General features: G+C 50.0%; 11 protein-coding genes. 6 read left to right on the top strand and 5 right to left on the bottom strand.

Translation table 11 applies throughout. From position 1 onward, the window contains the following. Positions 1-15 precede the first annotated feature (15 nt). The 4 genes from BTA51_RS13990 to BTA51_RS13975 form a co-directional block, all read right to left on the bottom strand. Entirely contained in the window at positions 16-264 is a 249-nt protein-coding gene (locus tag BTA51_RS13990; RefSeq protein ID WP_094708206.1) for a hypothetical protein, read from the bottom strand. Between the two features lie 2 nt (positions 265-266). Beyond that, positions 267-1,454 (bottom strand): type III secretion system inner membrane ring subunit SctD, encoded by a 1,188-nt coding sequence (gene sctD, locus BTA51_RS13985; protein WP_094708204.1) that lies wholly within the window; start codon positions 1,452-1,454, stop codon positions 267-269. Positions 1,455-1,656: 202 nt separating this feature from the next. Beyond that, a complete protein-coding gene (sctC, locus tag BTA51_RS13980; RefSeq protein ID WP_094708202.1) occupies positions 1,657-3,507 on the bottom strand; it encodes a type III secretion system outer membrane ring subunit SctC in 1,851 nt (616 codons plus the stop codon). A gap of 65 nt (positions 3,508-3,572) precedes the next feature. After that, entirely contained in the window at positions 3,573-4,019 is a 447-nt protein-coding gene (locus BTA51_RS13975; protein WP_094708200.1) for a CesT family type III secretion system chaperone, read from the bottom strand. A 217-nt stretch (positions 4,020-4,236) separates the two neighbouring features. On the opposite strand from BTA51_RS13975, the gene BTA51_RS13970 reads away from it, so the two are divergent. Both BTA51_RS13970 and BTA51_RS13965 read left to right on the top strand, forming a co-directional pair. Then, the gene (locus BTA51_RS13970; RefSeq protein ID WP_094708198.1) at positions 4,237-4,749 is read left to right on the top strand and encodes a type III secretion system chaperone; all 513 of its coding nucleotides are present in this window, start codon (positions 4,237-4,239) and stop codon (positions 4,747-4,749) included. An 11-nt stretch (positions 4,750-4,760) separates the two neighbouring features. Further along, the gene (locus BTA51_RS13965) at positions 4,761-7,922 is read left to right on the top strand and encodes a hypothetical protein (RefSeq protein ID WP_094708197.1); all 3,162 of its coding nucleotides are present in this window, start codon (positions 4,761-4,763) and stop codon (positions 7,920-7,922) included. Positions 7,923-8,048: 126 nt separating this feature from the next. Here the strand turns inward: BTA51_RS13965 and BTA51_RS13960 are convergent, their stop codons facing one another. Continuing rightward, complete coding sequence (locus BTA51_RS13960; protein ID WP_168188172.1) at positions 8,049-8,729, bottom strand: RNA polymerase sigma factor; 681 nt, start codon at positions 8,727-8,729, stop codon at positions 8,049-8,051. Positions 8,730-9,575: 846 nt separating this feature from the next. Here BTA51_RS13960 and BTA51_RS13950 point away from each other — a divergent pair. The 4 genes from BTA51_RS13950 (at position 9,576) to BTA51_RS30850 (ending at position 14,931) form a co-directional block, all read left to right on the top strand. Next, positions 9,576-12,008, top strand: coding sequence for an AAA family ATPase (locus BTA51_RS13950; RefSeq protein ID WP_210404835.1), 2,433 nt, complete (start codon positions 9,576-9,578; stop codon positions 12,006-12,008). A 79-nt stretch (positions 12,009-12,087) separates the two neighbouring features. Next, complete coding sequence (locus tag BTA51_RS13945; protein ID WP_094708189.1) at positions 12,088-12,507, top strand: hypothetical protein; 420 nt, start codon at positions 12,088-12,090, stop codon at positions 12,505-12,507. A 172-nt stretch (positions 12,508-12,679) separates the two neighbouring features. Then, the gene (locus BTA51_RS13940) at positions 12,680-13,105 is read left to right on the top strand and encodes a hypothetical protein (protein ID WP_094708187.1); all 426 of its coding nucleotides are present in this window, start codon (positions 12,680-12,682) and stop codon (positions 13,103-13,105) included. Positions 13,106-13,467: 362 nt separating this feature from the next. Next, entirely contained in the window at positions 13,468-14,931 is a 1,464-nt protein-coding gene (locus BTA51_RS30850) for a trypsin-like serine protease (RefSeq protein ID WP_094708186.1), read from the top strand. Positions 14,932-15,289 lie beyond the last annotated feature (358 nt).

Here is a 15,289-nt window from a genome sequence, read left to right as displayed (position 1 = left end):
GCCTTTCCTGGCTGCCTAGCGTTGAAGCCTGGACCAAGTCCGCTCAAGAACAACAATTGCGCAGTCAATGCTTTCCTTGAAGGCATTGTGGCGTTTGAAGGTTTCCTGATTCAGACCGGAATTTAGTTTGCGCTGCACCCCGGCGGATGCGTTGGTCAGTTCATTCAGTACGCTTCTCAGCAGTACCCCGCCGGAATCCTTACTGATATTTTCCGCATTGATTTCGGTATCTACCGGTTTGTTTTTTAACATTGGATTTAACATGCCTAGTCCACTCCTAATCGATATTGGATCAGTTTGTCTCCCCTACGGAGCTGCAACATATGAGGGGTGATTTCCTCCACCCGGTAGCCATAATTGAGCTGGCTGCCGACAAAATATTTCTCCCCGTTATTCAGGACAAAGAACGGTGTTTTGCCCATGTAAATTCCTTTCACCACCAAGTTGGGTAACGGGGCCAGCGCCATCTTGGTATCCGCCGTTACCAGGTCTTCGAAGCCCATGACACCGGGAACATCAACCTGTAGCCTGCCGCGGTTTTTCTCCCACTCGGAGTCATCATCCACATTACCTTTCAGCACCAGATACCCCGGTTTGTCGCTCTTAAATACTGAAACGTTGGAATAGCCCAGTGCGGTCAGGGCAATCTCAGCCCCTTTGATCAGCTCTTCGGTCACTTTCACTTTGAAAGTTGCCTGCAAGCCCTTGGACTCGACCCAGCGGGTCAGCCGGTTAAGCTCGCTGACATTGTTGACATAACCATCCACCAGCCAGCTGATACCGTCGGCCAGTGGGACAACCTTGACGTTGGGAAGCCCAAGTTGTTGGGTAACCTCAGATTCAAGATGGATTCTGTCTCCAACGATGGAATCCTCTCTGGACTTTTCCGCGTTTGACATGGAACCCACCGCCAGCATCATCAGTAATCCGGTACAGGCCCCCATCACCCCTAGCCCCACTTTCATTCGATTGAAGGTGTCAGTCCAAGTCCGGCTTGGTAACGGAGTCGCGAGCTTCCTTTTCCCACGAGAGTCTTTTGGGATACTTGAGGGTTGCTCTTCTTGAGATAGCAGTTGTGCTTCTGGACTAGAGGCATTTGGAATAGAAGCTTCTGAAACAGAGGCTTTTGAAACAGAAGGCTCCGGCCATTCAGCCTCCCCGTTGGCAACCGCAAACTGAAATCCGTCGATATCAACCGGGCTGACCTCCTCTACCACCAACTCATTCTTGTCGGACACTTCCCCGTTCAATCTCAAGACACCATCCTCCCGCAGCAGCGTGAGCCGAATGTGTTGTTCTTCCACCTGTAACGAGAAATGTGCGGCTGCCAGATTTGGTTCCTGGAATACCAGGTCATCGTTATCGTCACTGCCGCAGACATAAGTGCCAATAGCCAGATCCAGCTCGCTTCCTGCGTGAGTTCCGGTGAGTATTTTCAGTTTCCAGTCAGACATAACTCGTTCTTACCCATCATTCGGCTAATGCCGGATCGCTATTGCACGTTTCTCTCGTAAGCCAACAAGCCAACCGTGGCTTTTTGCTTTTCATCTTTATCTGGCAATCAGCTTTAGCTGATAAGCAGCTTTACCTGACAGCCGTCTTAGCCCAGTCGCTGCTTTCACGGCGACTGTTTCCAAGAGCTTCTGTTTCTAAACGCTAGCGGGTGAGCGGATGACAGCTGTTAATCATGCTCACGTCTCCTTTCAACGGCGCAGGAAATGCATTGGCTACTCTTTGAGTGTCCTCACAGCGGGAATAGTTTCCTATGGAGATGTAATAAAATGGCTGCCCTTCGCTGGAGACTTCTTCCATGGAAGTCACGAAGCCACGGGAATCAAAGTATTCCAGTATTTCCTGGGCGCGATCTTTGTCCTTGCTGCCGATCTGAAATGAATATCCATAGACTTCACGTCCGTTGGCGGCCTGGCCTCCGATGGGGATATCCGTGATGATTTTCGGGGTCAGCAGGAACAGCTTGACCATTTTTTTGCGGTCATGACTTTGGGTGCGGAACAGAACTCCAAGCAGTGGAATATCCTTGAGCACGGGAATCCCTCCCACGGTGTCACTCTCGTAGTCCTGGAAAAACCCTCCAATCAACAGACTCTGGCCCAGGCCCACGACTGTCTGGGTGTTGATACTGCTGGTTTTGATCACGGGGATGTTGTCCACTTCCTTGTCGGTTTGTTGTCCATCCTCGATGGTGACCTCCAGATTGATGGCCTCACGCTCATTGCCTCCCTGAATGTGGGGAGTCACCCGCAATACAGAGCCGACGGTGACCGGGAACAAATCCACCTGTTCGTTCCCCTGCACGCGCACATGGAATGTGGTGCTGTCATCCAGAACCGCTTCAAGGTGTTCGTTGGTAACCACAGAAGGCCGGGACACCACCTGGGCATTGCCGTCTTGCACCAGGGCATCCACCTTGGCGAGAAAATAATCCAATCCGGAATCCAGAACCGTGGAGAAACTTGCGTCAGCTCCTCCCAGAATGGCAACCTGGTTTTTGCCGGGGGCAGGCGTCTGGTCATTCACCCCGCCATAACCAATTTCCCCATACTTTTGATCACGTGCCTGCCAGCTCACTCCCAGTTCTTCGAGATTGGTGGCACTTACTGTGATGATGGAAACATTGACTTCAACCTGTTCAGAAGGCTGATCCAGGTTGCGGACCAACGCTTTGTACATCGGCATACGTTCGAGTCGATCGTAGATAATGATGGAGTTCGTTCTGCTGTCTGCCTCAACCCAGGCTTTCTCGCCGGTTCCCGGCATCTCTGAAGTGACCGATGTGGTACGCTGTTTCCCTTCCAGGATTCCCACGGGGCCACCCAGAGTGGTATCCCCTCTTTTCCCCTGGCCAGCGGCCAAAGCTCCGCGCAGCACCGATGCCAGTCCGGGAACGACCACCTCCTTACCCCGATAAGACTGAACTCGATCAGCGGCCGTGGCATAGCGCAGGCGGAACATCTGCATCGAATACTGATCCCGCCGTGGCAGTGTCACGACCTGGCTTTCCAGTACGGAGGCGGTTTCCTGAATCAGCTCAACCATTGAGGTCGGACCTGACACATAGACAAGCCCCTTATCCGGCATCTCTTTCCAGCTAAAACGGTCATCCCAAATGCCGACTTTCTCAACAGCATTGCGTAGCTGGGAAGTCTTGATATTCGTCAGCGTAATAATGCGGCTGACAATTTCGTCACCGCGAAAGAAATGCATTGTGGAACCGTCGTAGTACCACTCGAACTCGAAAGACTTACCGAGAATTTCCAAAAACTGACGGGGGGTATCCCCCTTAAAGTTTCCGTTAACAGCACCGGCAATCCTGGGGCTGACCGTTACGGGAATCCCATAACTGGCGGCAAAATTCTTCAACACGTTAGTCAGTGATTCGCCGTTGGCATATAGCTCGTAAGGAGAATCATTCCAACGCGGTTCCGCCGCCAGTACCAGTGAACATGCGAGTGTCAGTACTAAAGCGATGAGGCTTTTACATTTCATGAGTTACATCCATCTTTATTTTGGAGACGCTAGATCCAGTCATTTGGAAACGTATGATTTGGGGGTCAAAGACGACCATAGGGCAACATGGCCTGGGGTCCTCGGGAGCCATATGAGGTCGTCGCCCCCGTCAGCTCTCCCAGACATTCCAGGGAATGCATGAAGGATTCGAATACCCCCTCGAACTCATGCAATGAGAGGCTTGCCGCTGGAACGCAGCGATATAGACATAAAGTATCGTCAGCCACTTCGATATACAGTGAATCAGCATAGCTATCCGCATTTGCCAGCGATGCCTGCAATGCAATTTTGATACAGTCTCCGCGGTCCTGCTTGTCCTCCGGTAGTTTTCGCAGCCCGGCGTCCATATAGACATTCCCGGTGGATTCAAAGAAACGCACCGGCCTACCGTCCACATGCCACTCAAAGCAGCCTTCCTGAGTCAGCTCCGGGTTCGATGATCCGTACTTCTCTGCAAACTCTGCCATCAGCCTGTTCAGTGTCGTACTCATGGTTCAATCCTGTTTCCTGTTATGCCTTTGACTTCCCTCGATTGGTAACGGCCAAAACCGAACGGTTTCGAAATTTTTTATCGGCAACTTTCGCCGGCGACCTGTTACAGACCCAGTGGATGCAGTTGTTTATCCGAATGAAGCTACCAACCCACCGAAAGGTCGGACAGGCAGGCATCACGAGGTTCCTGGTCCGGCTGAATAAAGGCCCAAACCTATGAATATCGATACACTGATTGCAGATCTGGCGAAGCAGTTGAACCTGGAAGATTCACTGCAGCTTAATGAACACGGTTACCTTGCCCTTGAAGTGAATGACTCTCTGGTGGTGAATCTGCAGTGGCACTCTGCTGATGAGCACCTGATTATTTTTACGCCCTTATTCAATCTTTCCGAGGCGATTAAGGAAGACCAGACAAAGGACACCGGCCGCCTCCAAAATCAGCTTCTCAGCAACCTTCTTGGAGCCAATCTTTTCTGGCAAGGGACCTCAGGGGGAACCCTTTCTCTGGATCAGGATTCCGGATGGATCTGGCTGATGGACAAGCGCTCATTCGGCACCATTTCCCAGCCCGGGGTTCTGGCTGATTGGCTCCTTCAGCATATCGAAACCAGCAAGACTTTCATCTCACTGGTAATAGAGAACAGGGGCGCAGATGCACAGCCAAAGGCTGCCCCCGGGACCTCAGCTGGTAAAGAGCCTGGCAACGGGCACTGGATTCAGGGTTGAGGGAGCCGACCATGGAAATCAATCGCCACTCCGCTCCTAACCCCGCTACTCCGGATCAGATACATGAAGCCGCCCGGACATCTATCGAATCGGCCCCTGCCAGACTGGGTGAAAACACCATCAGAGCAGCTTCGCCCGATACAGGGCACGAGCTTTCAACGCCGGATTTGTTTAAGAGATGGGCAGAAAACCACGACTTGAACCTGACCGGCTTTCCGGATCAGAAAGTTGAGCAATACAGTCATATCATTGCGCAGGATCTGGAGCGCAAAAACCTCAATGAGGTTCTCAGCGAGAGCAAATCAACGGCAGGTCATGAAGCACAAGTAAAAGCGCTGTTCGAAAAGCTCAATCTTCAGGAAGTCATGGGAAAACCGATAGATCCTGGTGTGGACTTATCCTCTGCCCATGAAGTGGGGAAACTCAGTCAGGCAATTCAAGACATTCTGGACAGTAAGCTCGATCACGTTCAACAACGGGTATTCAACGCCAACTTCAACCCGCCCCGGGAAAAGGAAACCGCTATCGATCATCTCGATGCCCTCAACCAGATGAAATTCGCGCTGAAGCAGGTCAATAAACTGGCTCCGTCGAAATTCAGTAAAGAGGCCGTCGAAGTGGTCAAGCCGCTGGCCAAGCACGTCGCCAATCGAATCGTTCAACAGGAAAGGCAGCAGATAAAAGATGAGATTCTGGACAAGATCAAATTCCTGAATCAGTCAGGGTCTTCCAGTAATCTCGCTTTGGAAATGGATCTTGGGGTAGAAATTCTGAACACCCCTTTGAAAGCAACCGTCAACCTGAGCCATAAAGAGGTCGCACAGACCTCCCAAGCGCTTGGTGTACTCAGAGAAAGAAGTAGCGCAGGGAAACTGGGATTTGAAATCAAAATCCCCGTTATTGAGGCCGGCCCATCGGTGGGTGCAAGTTTGAATCTTTCCCGCACCTCTGGTCGGGGTTTTGATAACGTCAGTGACTTTGTCGACCATTTTACCGACTGTGTCCTGGATTTGACCCTGAGCTCCCCGACCGCGGCAAAGTCCGCCAGAGCACTGAAGCAAGCCGTTGCCAGTGATAGCGAAATCATCTTTCAGAGCGATCAGATGAAACAGAAACTGCAAAACTTCCTCAGCTCTCACGGGGAGGGAGTGTCCAGCATTGATACCGTATCAAACTGGCGTGACGGCAATGTCGAGCTAGCTCTACCCGAAGCCAGGCAGGTTCCAGCCTCAGCAACCTACAAGGCAAAGACAATATCCTACGGAGGCTTCGGGAAATTCGGCTTCACTTATGGAGATATCAAAGGAAGCTATGAACACAAACATACCTTTCTCAAGATCAAGGGAGAAGCTTCTCTCACCAGCAAGATGTTGGATGACGAGGATCTGCTTAAATCCCGTACGGAAAATTTTGTAAGCAAGGCAAAGGACGGTTTCTTCAGTCAACTCGATGCCCTGAAATCCCACCTCGAAGAAATCGAGCAGGCACGGGAAGCAGAAACACCGGATTCCGATACCTCCTCACAAGGCTCCGATCGAAACTCAGTGAACTCCCCTATCCCGCCGGAATCCCTTGCCGATGCCATGAGTATCAGATCATCGACTAGTTCACAGGATACTTTCTATACAGCAAAAGAGAACTTCAACTTGTCGGACCTGTCCGATTCATTGTCCGTTAACTCTGAAACGGAAAGCTTTTCCGAGCAGAGTGTCACTTCGTCCACCGTATATTATTCAATGGATGATGCAGACTCGATTCGGTGGCCTTCTTCTCGTTCATTTTCTCCTTCATCCTCTCCTTCACCCTCTCCACCACCTTCCCCTTCGTCCTCGTCATCAGACGAATCTTCTATCATCAGTGAAACAAGTCGCCTTTCCAGTTCCGAAAACCAATCTCCATTTGATCTTGTTCGTAACCAGTTAAAAGAGATGGCAACCACAAACTTTGAAAAGCTGCTCACCTACGAGAGCACCACTAGATCTGCCGATACATTGACCAAAGGGACCGGAAAGATTACAGAAGGGTTTCGCAAAATGGTCGGTATGCCACCCAAATACAGTGAACCGGGTAACAAGCGGGATATGGAGTCTCAAATCGGCGTGAAAGGCCGGGCTTCTTTCGTTGAAGGGTTAACCGTAAGGCATGCCAATATATTTAATGAGTTCGTCAGGACTTACGACGGTGACCTGGAAAAAGCACGGGAGCAGGATCCTGAAACTGTTCTGGCCTTGGAAACCATGACGAAGCACTTTGAGACGCCGGAGATGAAATTCAGTAAAAAGGATTTCGCACAAATTCGGGCACTTGAACGTAGCCAACCCAAAGAGCGAAGCCATACTTCAACCTTCGAGGTATCTCTGGGGTCCACTCTCACGGCTATCGTCGAGTATACCCGGCGAACGATGAAGAACAATGCCAATATCAACTACAACGGCACATTCAACCAGGTGAAAGTGACGTTTAAAGGTAATGTCGGAGCCGACTCTCTCAACAAACTGGGAGATATTCTGGGGAACAAAGTACCGGAGTTAAGTAATTCTGAAACCCTGGATGCGCTTGCCGAGGGCGGGACCTCTGTTGCTGCAACGAGAGTGATTATTGTCGAATACAAAGATGATCGTCTGAATTTTTCCCGACATATGCAAGGTACCGAAGCCAAAGTTGGTGGGGGGGTCACTATCCCGGCAGATTCCACAGTGACCGTTGCCGGAAAGATCGCAGCCAACCGGGAGCAACCGTACAAAGAGTCGATCGGCACCGATAACCTGACCTACTTCAAGACGCAGTTTGATGGATTGGTTACTCGAAAAACGATTACCGACAAACCCAAGGAAGGCGACGGGTGGGAGGAAATGGTCCAAAAATACGGAGAGCGACTGGAGGGTTTACTCAGCAGCATGGCAAATCCCGCCAGTACCACGCGTAAACAAATAGAGGAGCTATTCAAAACCTGTGAACCACACGCTACAGAAGAGAACATGGAGAAGGCCACTCAGGCCCGGGATGATTTCTTCAGCGCTTTGGATCAAATGAAAGCGGGGCCTGGAGAAGACGGGCAGCCAACCGTCGAGAACCTGAAGAAGGATGCCTTAACTGCCTTCCGTACATTCCTTTATGAATTTAAGGGTTCAGTTCAAAAAGACTACGAGAAGGCGGTGAAGTCGTTAAGTTAACCAGGGAGTTTGGCCAGCAAGACAAACACCAGCACAGGATCGGGCATCCATTCAAAATTCCGGTCATGTGCTGGCACAAACAGAAAGCATTTTATGTGTCTGATAATGCCAATGAAGGGGCTTAGATTACATCAAAGGCTGAACGGTCTCCTTAAGTGAAGTTCTGGCCCTGAACAGGCGGCTCTTGACGCTGGGAACGGTGATTCCCAGCTCATCAGCCACACGCTGATAAGGATAATTCTCCAAAGCCACCCAGTGAATAATCCGCTGAACATCTTCCGGCAGAGTTCGAATGCCCGACTCCAACTGTCTGATTCGATACTCCTGCTGCAGGCTGGCTTCAGGACTACCGAAATCACTGGTGGCATGATCGAGAACATCATCTGAGACAAAGTCATATTTGTACTCCGGTGACCGGTTGTAGTAGTTGCGGATCAGATTATTTGCGATACCCAGTATCCAGGTGGAAAAACGAGATTTTCCTTCAAAGGAGGTTAACCCCTGCTGTGCCCAGAGGAAGGTATCCTGAACCAGATCTTCCACGTCTTCCTGACGGGACACTCTGTTTCGAACAAACTTGTACAGCTTTTGGCGTTGTTCACAAAAGAGCTTTTCCAGTGAAGCCGGGCAGCCGTTCTTCGCATTCTCTACCAGGCAGTTGCTTTCTTTATGGTGTCTGGCTTTATGGTGACTGGTTTCATCTATCTTCCCAATCTGTTCTGTGTGGCCAGTTTCATTTTGGTGGCCGGCATTTTTTGGATGATTGTTTTCTTTGAGGTGACAAGAGTCTTTGATATTGAGTTCCATCGTTCCCAATTCCTTTTGTTTGTTGCTATTTGGTAAAAACGATGGTCTTTCACAAAGGCTTTTGAACCAGCTCCACATAAGCATCAGATCCGGTGCACTTCACTTCAATCGGTGAACTGAACTGATCTGACACTGCCGGTTCACCTGAGCGATACCGCTTGAGCCTGACATAAGAAGCGAAAATCTGTACTCGCGCACAAATAGAGGAAAAGCGCAAAAATGTATCTATATGAAGCAAGAAATGCACAGCAATTGATTAAATGTCGAGCGATTCTAAGGCAACGAAGCGGTTTTTCTGATGTATTGTCGAAATTCATATGGCCCAAACGACAACGCTCTGTAGCAGATTAAATTTGAGTCATTCAGGAACCTGCGCGGCGTAACCTTGCCATAACCTTTCGGCTCTTAAACTTCTGAGCTTGCAGTATCAGGACGTCTTTTCAGTATGGTATTGCGGATTCTGGATCCTATGTGCAAATCTGCCAGGTTGCCTTATTGATAGGTCGATTGGATGATAGATTGATAGGTTGAGTTCAATGAGGTCATCAAGAATGTCAATGACGTTTTTGTTGTTCTCGTGTCGCTTAAGTTGGTAATCTTCGATTGAAAACGCTTTCATACTTCAACCGGGGGAACACCAAACAACCTCTGCTTCAATTAAACGATGTGAGTATGCTCACCAATAATGAAACAGAGGTGAGTATGCTCACCAAAAAATAGGAAGCGTGTGAGCTGGCTTCGGGAGTTCTTCCCGCAAAGGCAATGCCATCGCTCAACGTAGTAAGGGATAACGATATGCGCCAAAGTTGCAAACCCGGGAGGGTTCGTTTGTGCCGGAATCGCTTGTTGGAGCTCAGACAAGGACTGGGACTCAGTCAGGAACAGGTGGCCGACGAGTGTCAGCAAAGGAGACTCTACGTTTCCGTTTCATCTTTAAAGCGGGCTGAATTACAACGCCCGGTGCTACTCCGCACCGCTCATAATCTGGCGCGTTTTTATGATGTCACCGTGGAAGAACTGATCGTGGTGGAAGATTGTGAACACGACGAAGTCATATCTCAAAAGACCTCCCCTCCCCGGCCGGAACCGGAGATCCATGAGACCACCACGACCAGAGGCAAAGTGCTTGGCCTTTATATCGCCGGAGTCGTCAATGAACAGTGCATGGCCAGACAGATGGAGGCGCGGGGCGTCACTGTCCATTATTCTTCGCAATCCTTTCATGTGCTGCTGATGCCCGTGGGCTCTCAGAATCCGAAGCCCACTCACCACGCCATCAATGTGATCAGGGATATCGCCAGACATCATCCTGAAATAGTAGCGCTGATCCGACCGATCCCCGCCGACATTATTCTCCAGGGTAAAAAGGCCCACTTTCAGCCTAAGCTGTCCATGATTGAGCGCCTTGGCATTGAGCGGTTCGCCAAACAGCAGGCTCCCGGTAGCGTTATGATCCATGGAGAGCTGTATCACGCCAGTCGGCTCGATTTCAAACTCAGCTATGATTCCAATCCGGATTATGCCCCCGGCCCCTGGCATTCCCTGTCAGATTCCAGCCCCTGGCATTCCCTGTCAGACTATTGTCCCCAGGAACTACGTACGGTTGGTCGGGACCAGGAACTCAACTTCTTTGGTTCACTTCTTACAAAACTTAAAGACGAAGGCCAGGGAGCCTGGTGTAATATCAGCGGCGTTGCCGGGATCGGCAAGACGCACATGGCTCTTGCCTTTGCCGGGGAGTCAGCACGGCATGGCGTCAAGCATGTTATTTTGCGTGGCCCTTATGACGATCCCCAGCACCGGCTTCACCCGGGAGCCGAACTGGTATGCCGGTTAATCGGCATGAGTTCAGTCACTGAATTGAAACTTCATAATCTGCTGATCGATCTTTGTATTGATGGCCACTGGTACCCCTATATCTACCATCTTTTCGGTTTCAGTTTTAGTGATGACTATTCCAGGGACTGGAAAGTCCCCAGCATCTCTCCGGTGTTGTTCAGAAACAGTTGCCTTCAGGCATTGGAAACACTTCTGCTGGCTTTGCTGGAACAGGAAGAGGTGGCCGTGGTGATTGAGGACATCCAACGACCAGACGACGCTATGCGCCTGACGCTTGAAGCGTTAGCCGATCTGACACCTTATTGTCCCCTGTTACTGGTCACCACCAGCTACTTTGACTACATATCCGGATTTGAGCACTGTGATATCAATACGGTACGGCTATTTCCGTTGACCCAGAATCAATCGAGAGAACTTGCCGGGGTTGATAATATCTGCAGCGAAGAATGGTTCGAACGCAGCATACTGAGATCCCAGGGACACCCACTATATCTGCTTGACTTGCTTCATCATGAGCATTTGGAGGATGAGCTGCCTTTCAGTATCGGTAATACCATGACGGCAAAGACAGCGCACCTGCCTCCACGACTGAAATTCGCGCTGGAGTTAATTTCTGTCAGCAAGGACGGCTTCACCCATTCTCAGTTGGAAGAACTAATGGACGGCCCCCTCGTCAGGTTTGCCAGTCTGCTCAGCCAGGGGATTCTGCAACCCATCGGCGAGCATTACTTTTTCTCTCACAATCTTTATCGGGAAGCTGTTTATCAATCCATGCCGGCAGATGTTCAACAACGCCGGCACGGTATCGCTGCCGAATGGTTCAGAGAAAAGAATCCGGTTCAGTATGCCGTTCATCTCGCCAAATCCGGCAGCTCTGAAGCATTACCGGAATTGCTCGCCACTGCCGAGCGGCTGGTCTACAACCAGCATTACAAGCAGGCAAAAAACCTGTTGCTTCTGGCTGAACCGTTTCTGGAGAGCTCCCCATTGAAGTGTGTCGCCTACCGGATGCATGCATGGGCATTAAAAGCACTGGGCGAGATCGGCAAAGGCATCAGGTTTGCCCAGGCAGCCATAGAACATTGCACTGACGAATGCGAAGCCAGCCGGGACTGGCATTTACTTGCTGAAATGTATTATCGGCAGGGAAAAACCGAAGACGCCCTGCATGCCTTGAATTGCGCTGAGATCCTGGCTGAACGCTACAACCAGCATGATCTGGGCACTGAGCTATATAAGCTCCATAGCGAAATACTACTCGGCAAAGGTCAGGTTGTGGCAAGCCAGGAATATCGCAATATTGCTTCTGAGATGGCCAAGAGAACCTCAACCGGTAGCAGCAACACTACTCATGACAATAATCGCACCGCTTTCGTCGTTTACGGTGATAGGGCAGCAAACCTTTCCGACTTCATGGTTGAACCCTGTATAGGCAAATAATCTTTTCCGACAACTTTCCGCATCATCCGGTTACCCAACAAGAATAATCCGGTAATCCAGATGTGCTGAAGGTGAAGACATGTCCCCTCTCTCAGAATTATTGTCACGGGAAGGTGTTCCTATTTACCCGTATACACTGTCACCTGGCAGCCGCCCCATTGGTGAAACGGCCATTTTGTCTAACAGCGAAATCACTTATCGCCAAGACGCGGGAACATTAATCATCATTCTCTATCGAAGCCTCTCCCGGCCTTCCGGGCTTGCCAATGCATTCATGGACATGAAGTGGCTGCTGAACTTCATCAGGCATCGCGCGCCTGACATTCGCACACTCGCTACAACCGCCATGGCCATCGAACACCTTGATGGTGGCGCAGTCCCCGCGCCAGACAAGCTCCTGAAATTCTATCAATGGTATTTCAACGCTGTTGACGCTGGATGCAGGGACGGACAACAGTGGTTGAGACTGGATCTTCCCCGAGAACAGGCTAACCCGTAATAAAGCTGGTTGTAATTGATAAAATCTGGTTGTAATTGATAAAAGCTGGCTGTAGTTGATAGTTGGGACTATGATCAGCTTCGCTGAAATGAGAGCGGAGGCACTGGTATCCGCCTCCCCCAAGGCAGTCTTTTAGCACGACAAAATGGAAGCTAAAAACCAAGGAGGAAACATGACTACTGCTATCAACAAAATCCCAGCTTTCAGCAAAGGAATCGTATTCGCAAGCGCTTTATTATTGAGCCCCATCATCTGCGCCGAGGATTTCGGCACCATTGAAGGAAATGCCGTCGTCAATGAGCAACTTAATAATGCCGTTATGGCAGATGAGGATGTTACGTGTTCATCTATCTGGACTCTTAGCTGTATCTGGCCGGACGATTGCCATGATGTTGCCGTCTCTACCGGATTCGTTAAAAACAAGGGATGCGACGTCTACTGGAACAAAAACTCTCCTGATAAATCCCGTGGCTGTGGGTACACGGTCACCCAGGATGGAAGCCTGCACGCCAAGTGGTATAAATTCGATGAGCAAGGTTGTCCCGGGAGAGTGTTTGTTTTTGAAAAAGGCGTGGAGTATGAAATATTGGTGCGCTAGGGCTAGTCAAATGACGACAAACAAACACTAGTCTTTATTACTTCAGCCCCTGCTGTAATCCCCCGTGGGGCTGATCCAAGTATCCGTTGAGTTCACCGCCCTGCCGTTTACGTTTTCCAATTTAACGAGACAATTCATTGAGTTAGCGGCATAGACCAATGCTTTCAGGGTCTAGGGTGTACAGCGGATATACAGAATATTCCCTATCCATAGAATGTTGTTTGAATAACCACCTGATTTTTCACCGCCGGGTATGCAGTTTCTTCCCCCAAAGGTGGTTATTCATAACGGGAGCACCCTCCCATTCAATATTTTTAGTGCTCCCTGACTTCTAATAATTTCATCAAGGAAAGGGGATTTAGATGAAACTGTACACAAGAAACACTCTCCTGGGGATCATCTCCGGATTAACGATTGCTGGATCTGTCCACGCCGATTCCGGTGAGTCCGACATTATCCAGAAGTACCGGGAATTGATTCCAAGCATTGTAGGAGGCGAAGAAGCCTATCCTGGAGAGTTTCCATTCATGGTCTCATTACAAGCCAAAGGCGGAGGACACTTCTGTGGTGCATCTCTGGTAGGTGATTATTATGCTTTAACCGCATCACACTGTACCGAAGGTGAATCAGCCAGTCAGCTACAGGTGGTTGTGGGCCTTCATGAGCAGAACGATACCAGCAGTGCACAGACCATCCAGGTATCCGAGATCATCAATCATCCGCAGTACGATATCGCGTTACTGAAACTCACCGACAAAGCGAATGACGAATACACCCGGATCAGCATCGGCGACCCTAGCGATATTTATGACGGACAAATGACCACCGTCATCGGTTGGGGGGATCTGTCCGAAGGCGGTAATTCTCCCAATGCGCTTCAAAAAGTCGACGTCCCTGTCGTCTCTCTTGAAGAATGCCGCAGCGCTTATGGTAACGCCGTTCACGATTACAACGTTTGCGCGGGCTTAAAGGAAGGCGGTAAAGACTCATGTCAGGGAGACTCCGGCGGCCCACTATTCCTCAATCAGGCCGGGGAATTTCGTCAGTTGGGGGTCGTCAGTTGGGGTGACGGCTGTGCAAGACCAGGCAAATATGGTGTCTACACCTCGGTACCCGCCTTTAAAGACTGGATAGCCTCTTATATCGGAAATGATGATGGTGGCGACGATGGAGATGATGGCGACGGTGATGGTGATGATTCCGTATTAACCAACGGGCAAGCTGTCACGGATCTCTCCGGAGAAAGAGGCAGCATGACCTATTTCGTCCTTGATGTTCCTGCCGATGCCCAGAATCTGTCATTTGTTATGGAGGGTGGTTCAGGTGACGCCGACCTGTATGTGAAAGCTGGCTCGCAGCCCACTGAATCTGACTACGATTGCCGCCCATACAAAAACGGCAATAACGAGAGCTGTGCAGATATGGACGTCACCCCCGGCAAATATTACGTGATGCTTCAGGGTTACAACGCCTATAGCGGTGTGAGCCTGACCGGTTCATTTGATGGTAAAGGCGACACCGGCGGTACAGGAAGTGGAATGGAAAAAGATCTCAGTGCATCAGGTGGCGAATGGATACACTTCAGTGACACCATTCCTGATGGAGTGGAAGCTCTGACAGTCACCATTTCCGGGGGTACCGGCGATGCCGATCTCTATGTACTTCAAGGTCAGGAGCCATCCAGAGACGCATTTGAGTGCCGTCCCTATAAGAATGGCAATGAGGAAACCTGCACCATTGAACGCCCGAAAGGCGGAGAATGGTTCATGAGCCTGAGAGGTTATTCCAGCTTTAGTGGCGTGACCCTGGAATGGAACTCAAAATAATCCGTTCCGCAATTTGCTAAAAATGTAACCTCACAGCATTTTAGTTGAAACCAGAGCCTAGCCTCACTTGGTTGAAAATTAATGCGCTGAAAAGCAATCCGGGCGTCTGACAAACGCCCGGATTCATTCTCGCTTGATCAATTTGTATATCTTTCTGATTTGTAAATCAGCCGTAGCTGAATCAAAAAAAGCCAACTGACACAACCCCTAGGTATAAGCTGCATCAGTTGGTGCGGAAGACGTTCTTTTTTGTCTACAAGGGCCTATTGTCTATGAGAAGGCTTTCCTGCTTTCAGTTTTTAAAGACCTCAGTTTTTAAAGACCTCAGTCTTTAAAGATCTCGGTCTTTAAAGATATC

It is taken from the genome of Hahella sp. CCB-MM4, assembly GCF_002260525.1.
GTDB lineage: Bacteria > Pseudomonadota > Gammaproteobacteria > Pseudomonadales > Oleiphilaceae > Hahella.
Note: the sequence above shows the minus strand (reverse complement) of the source record. Positions and strands in the feature narration are given on the sequence as shown.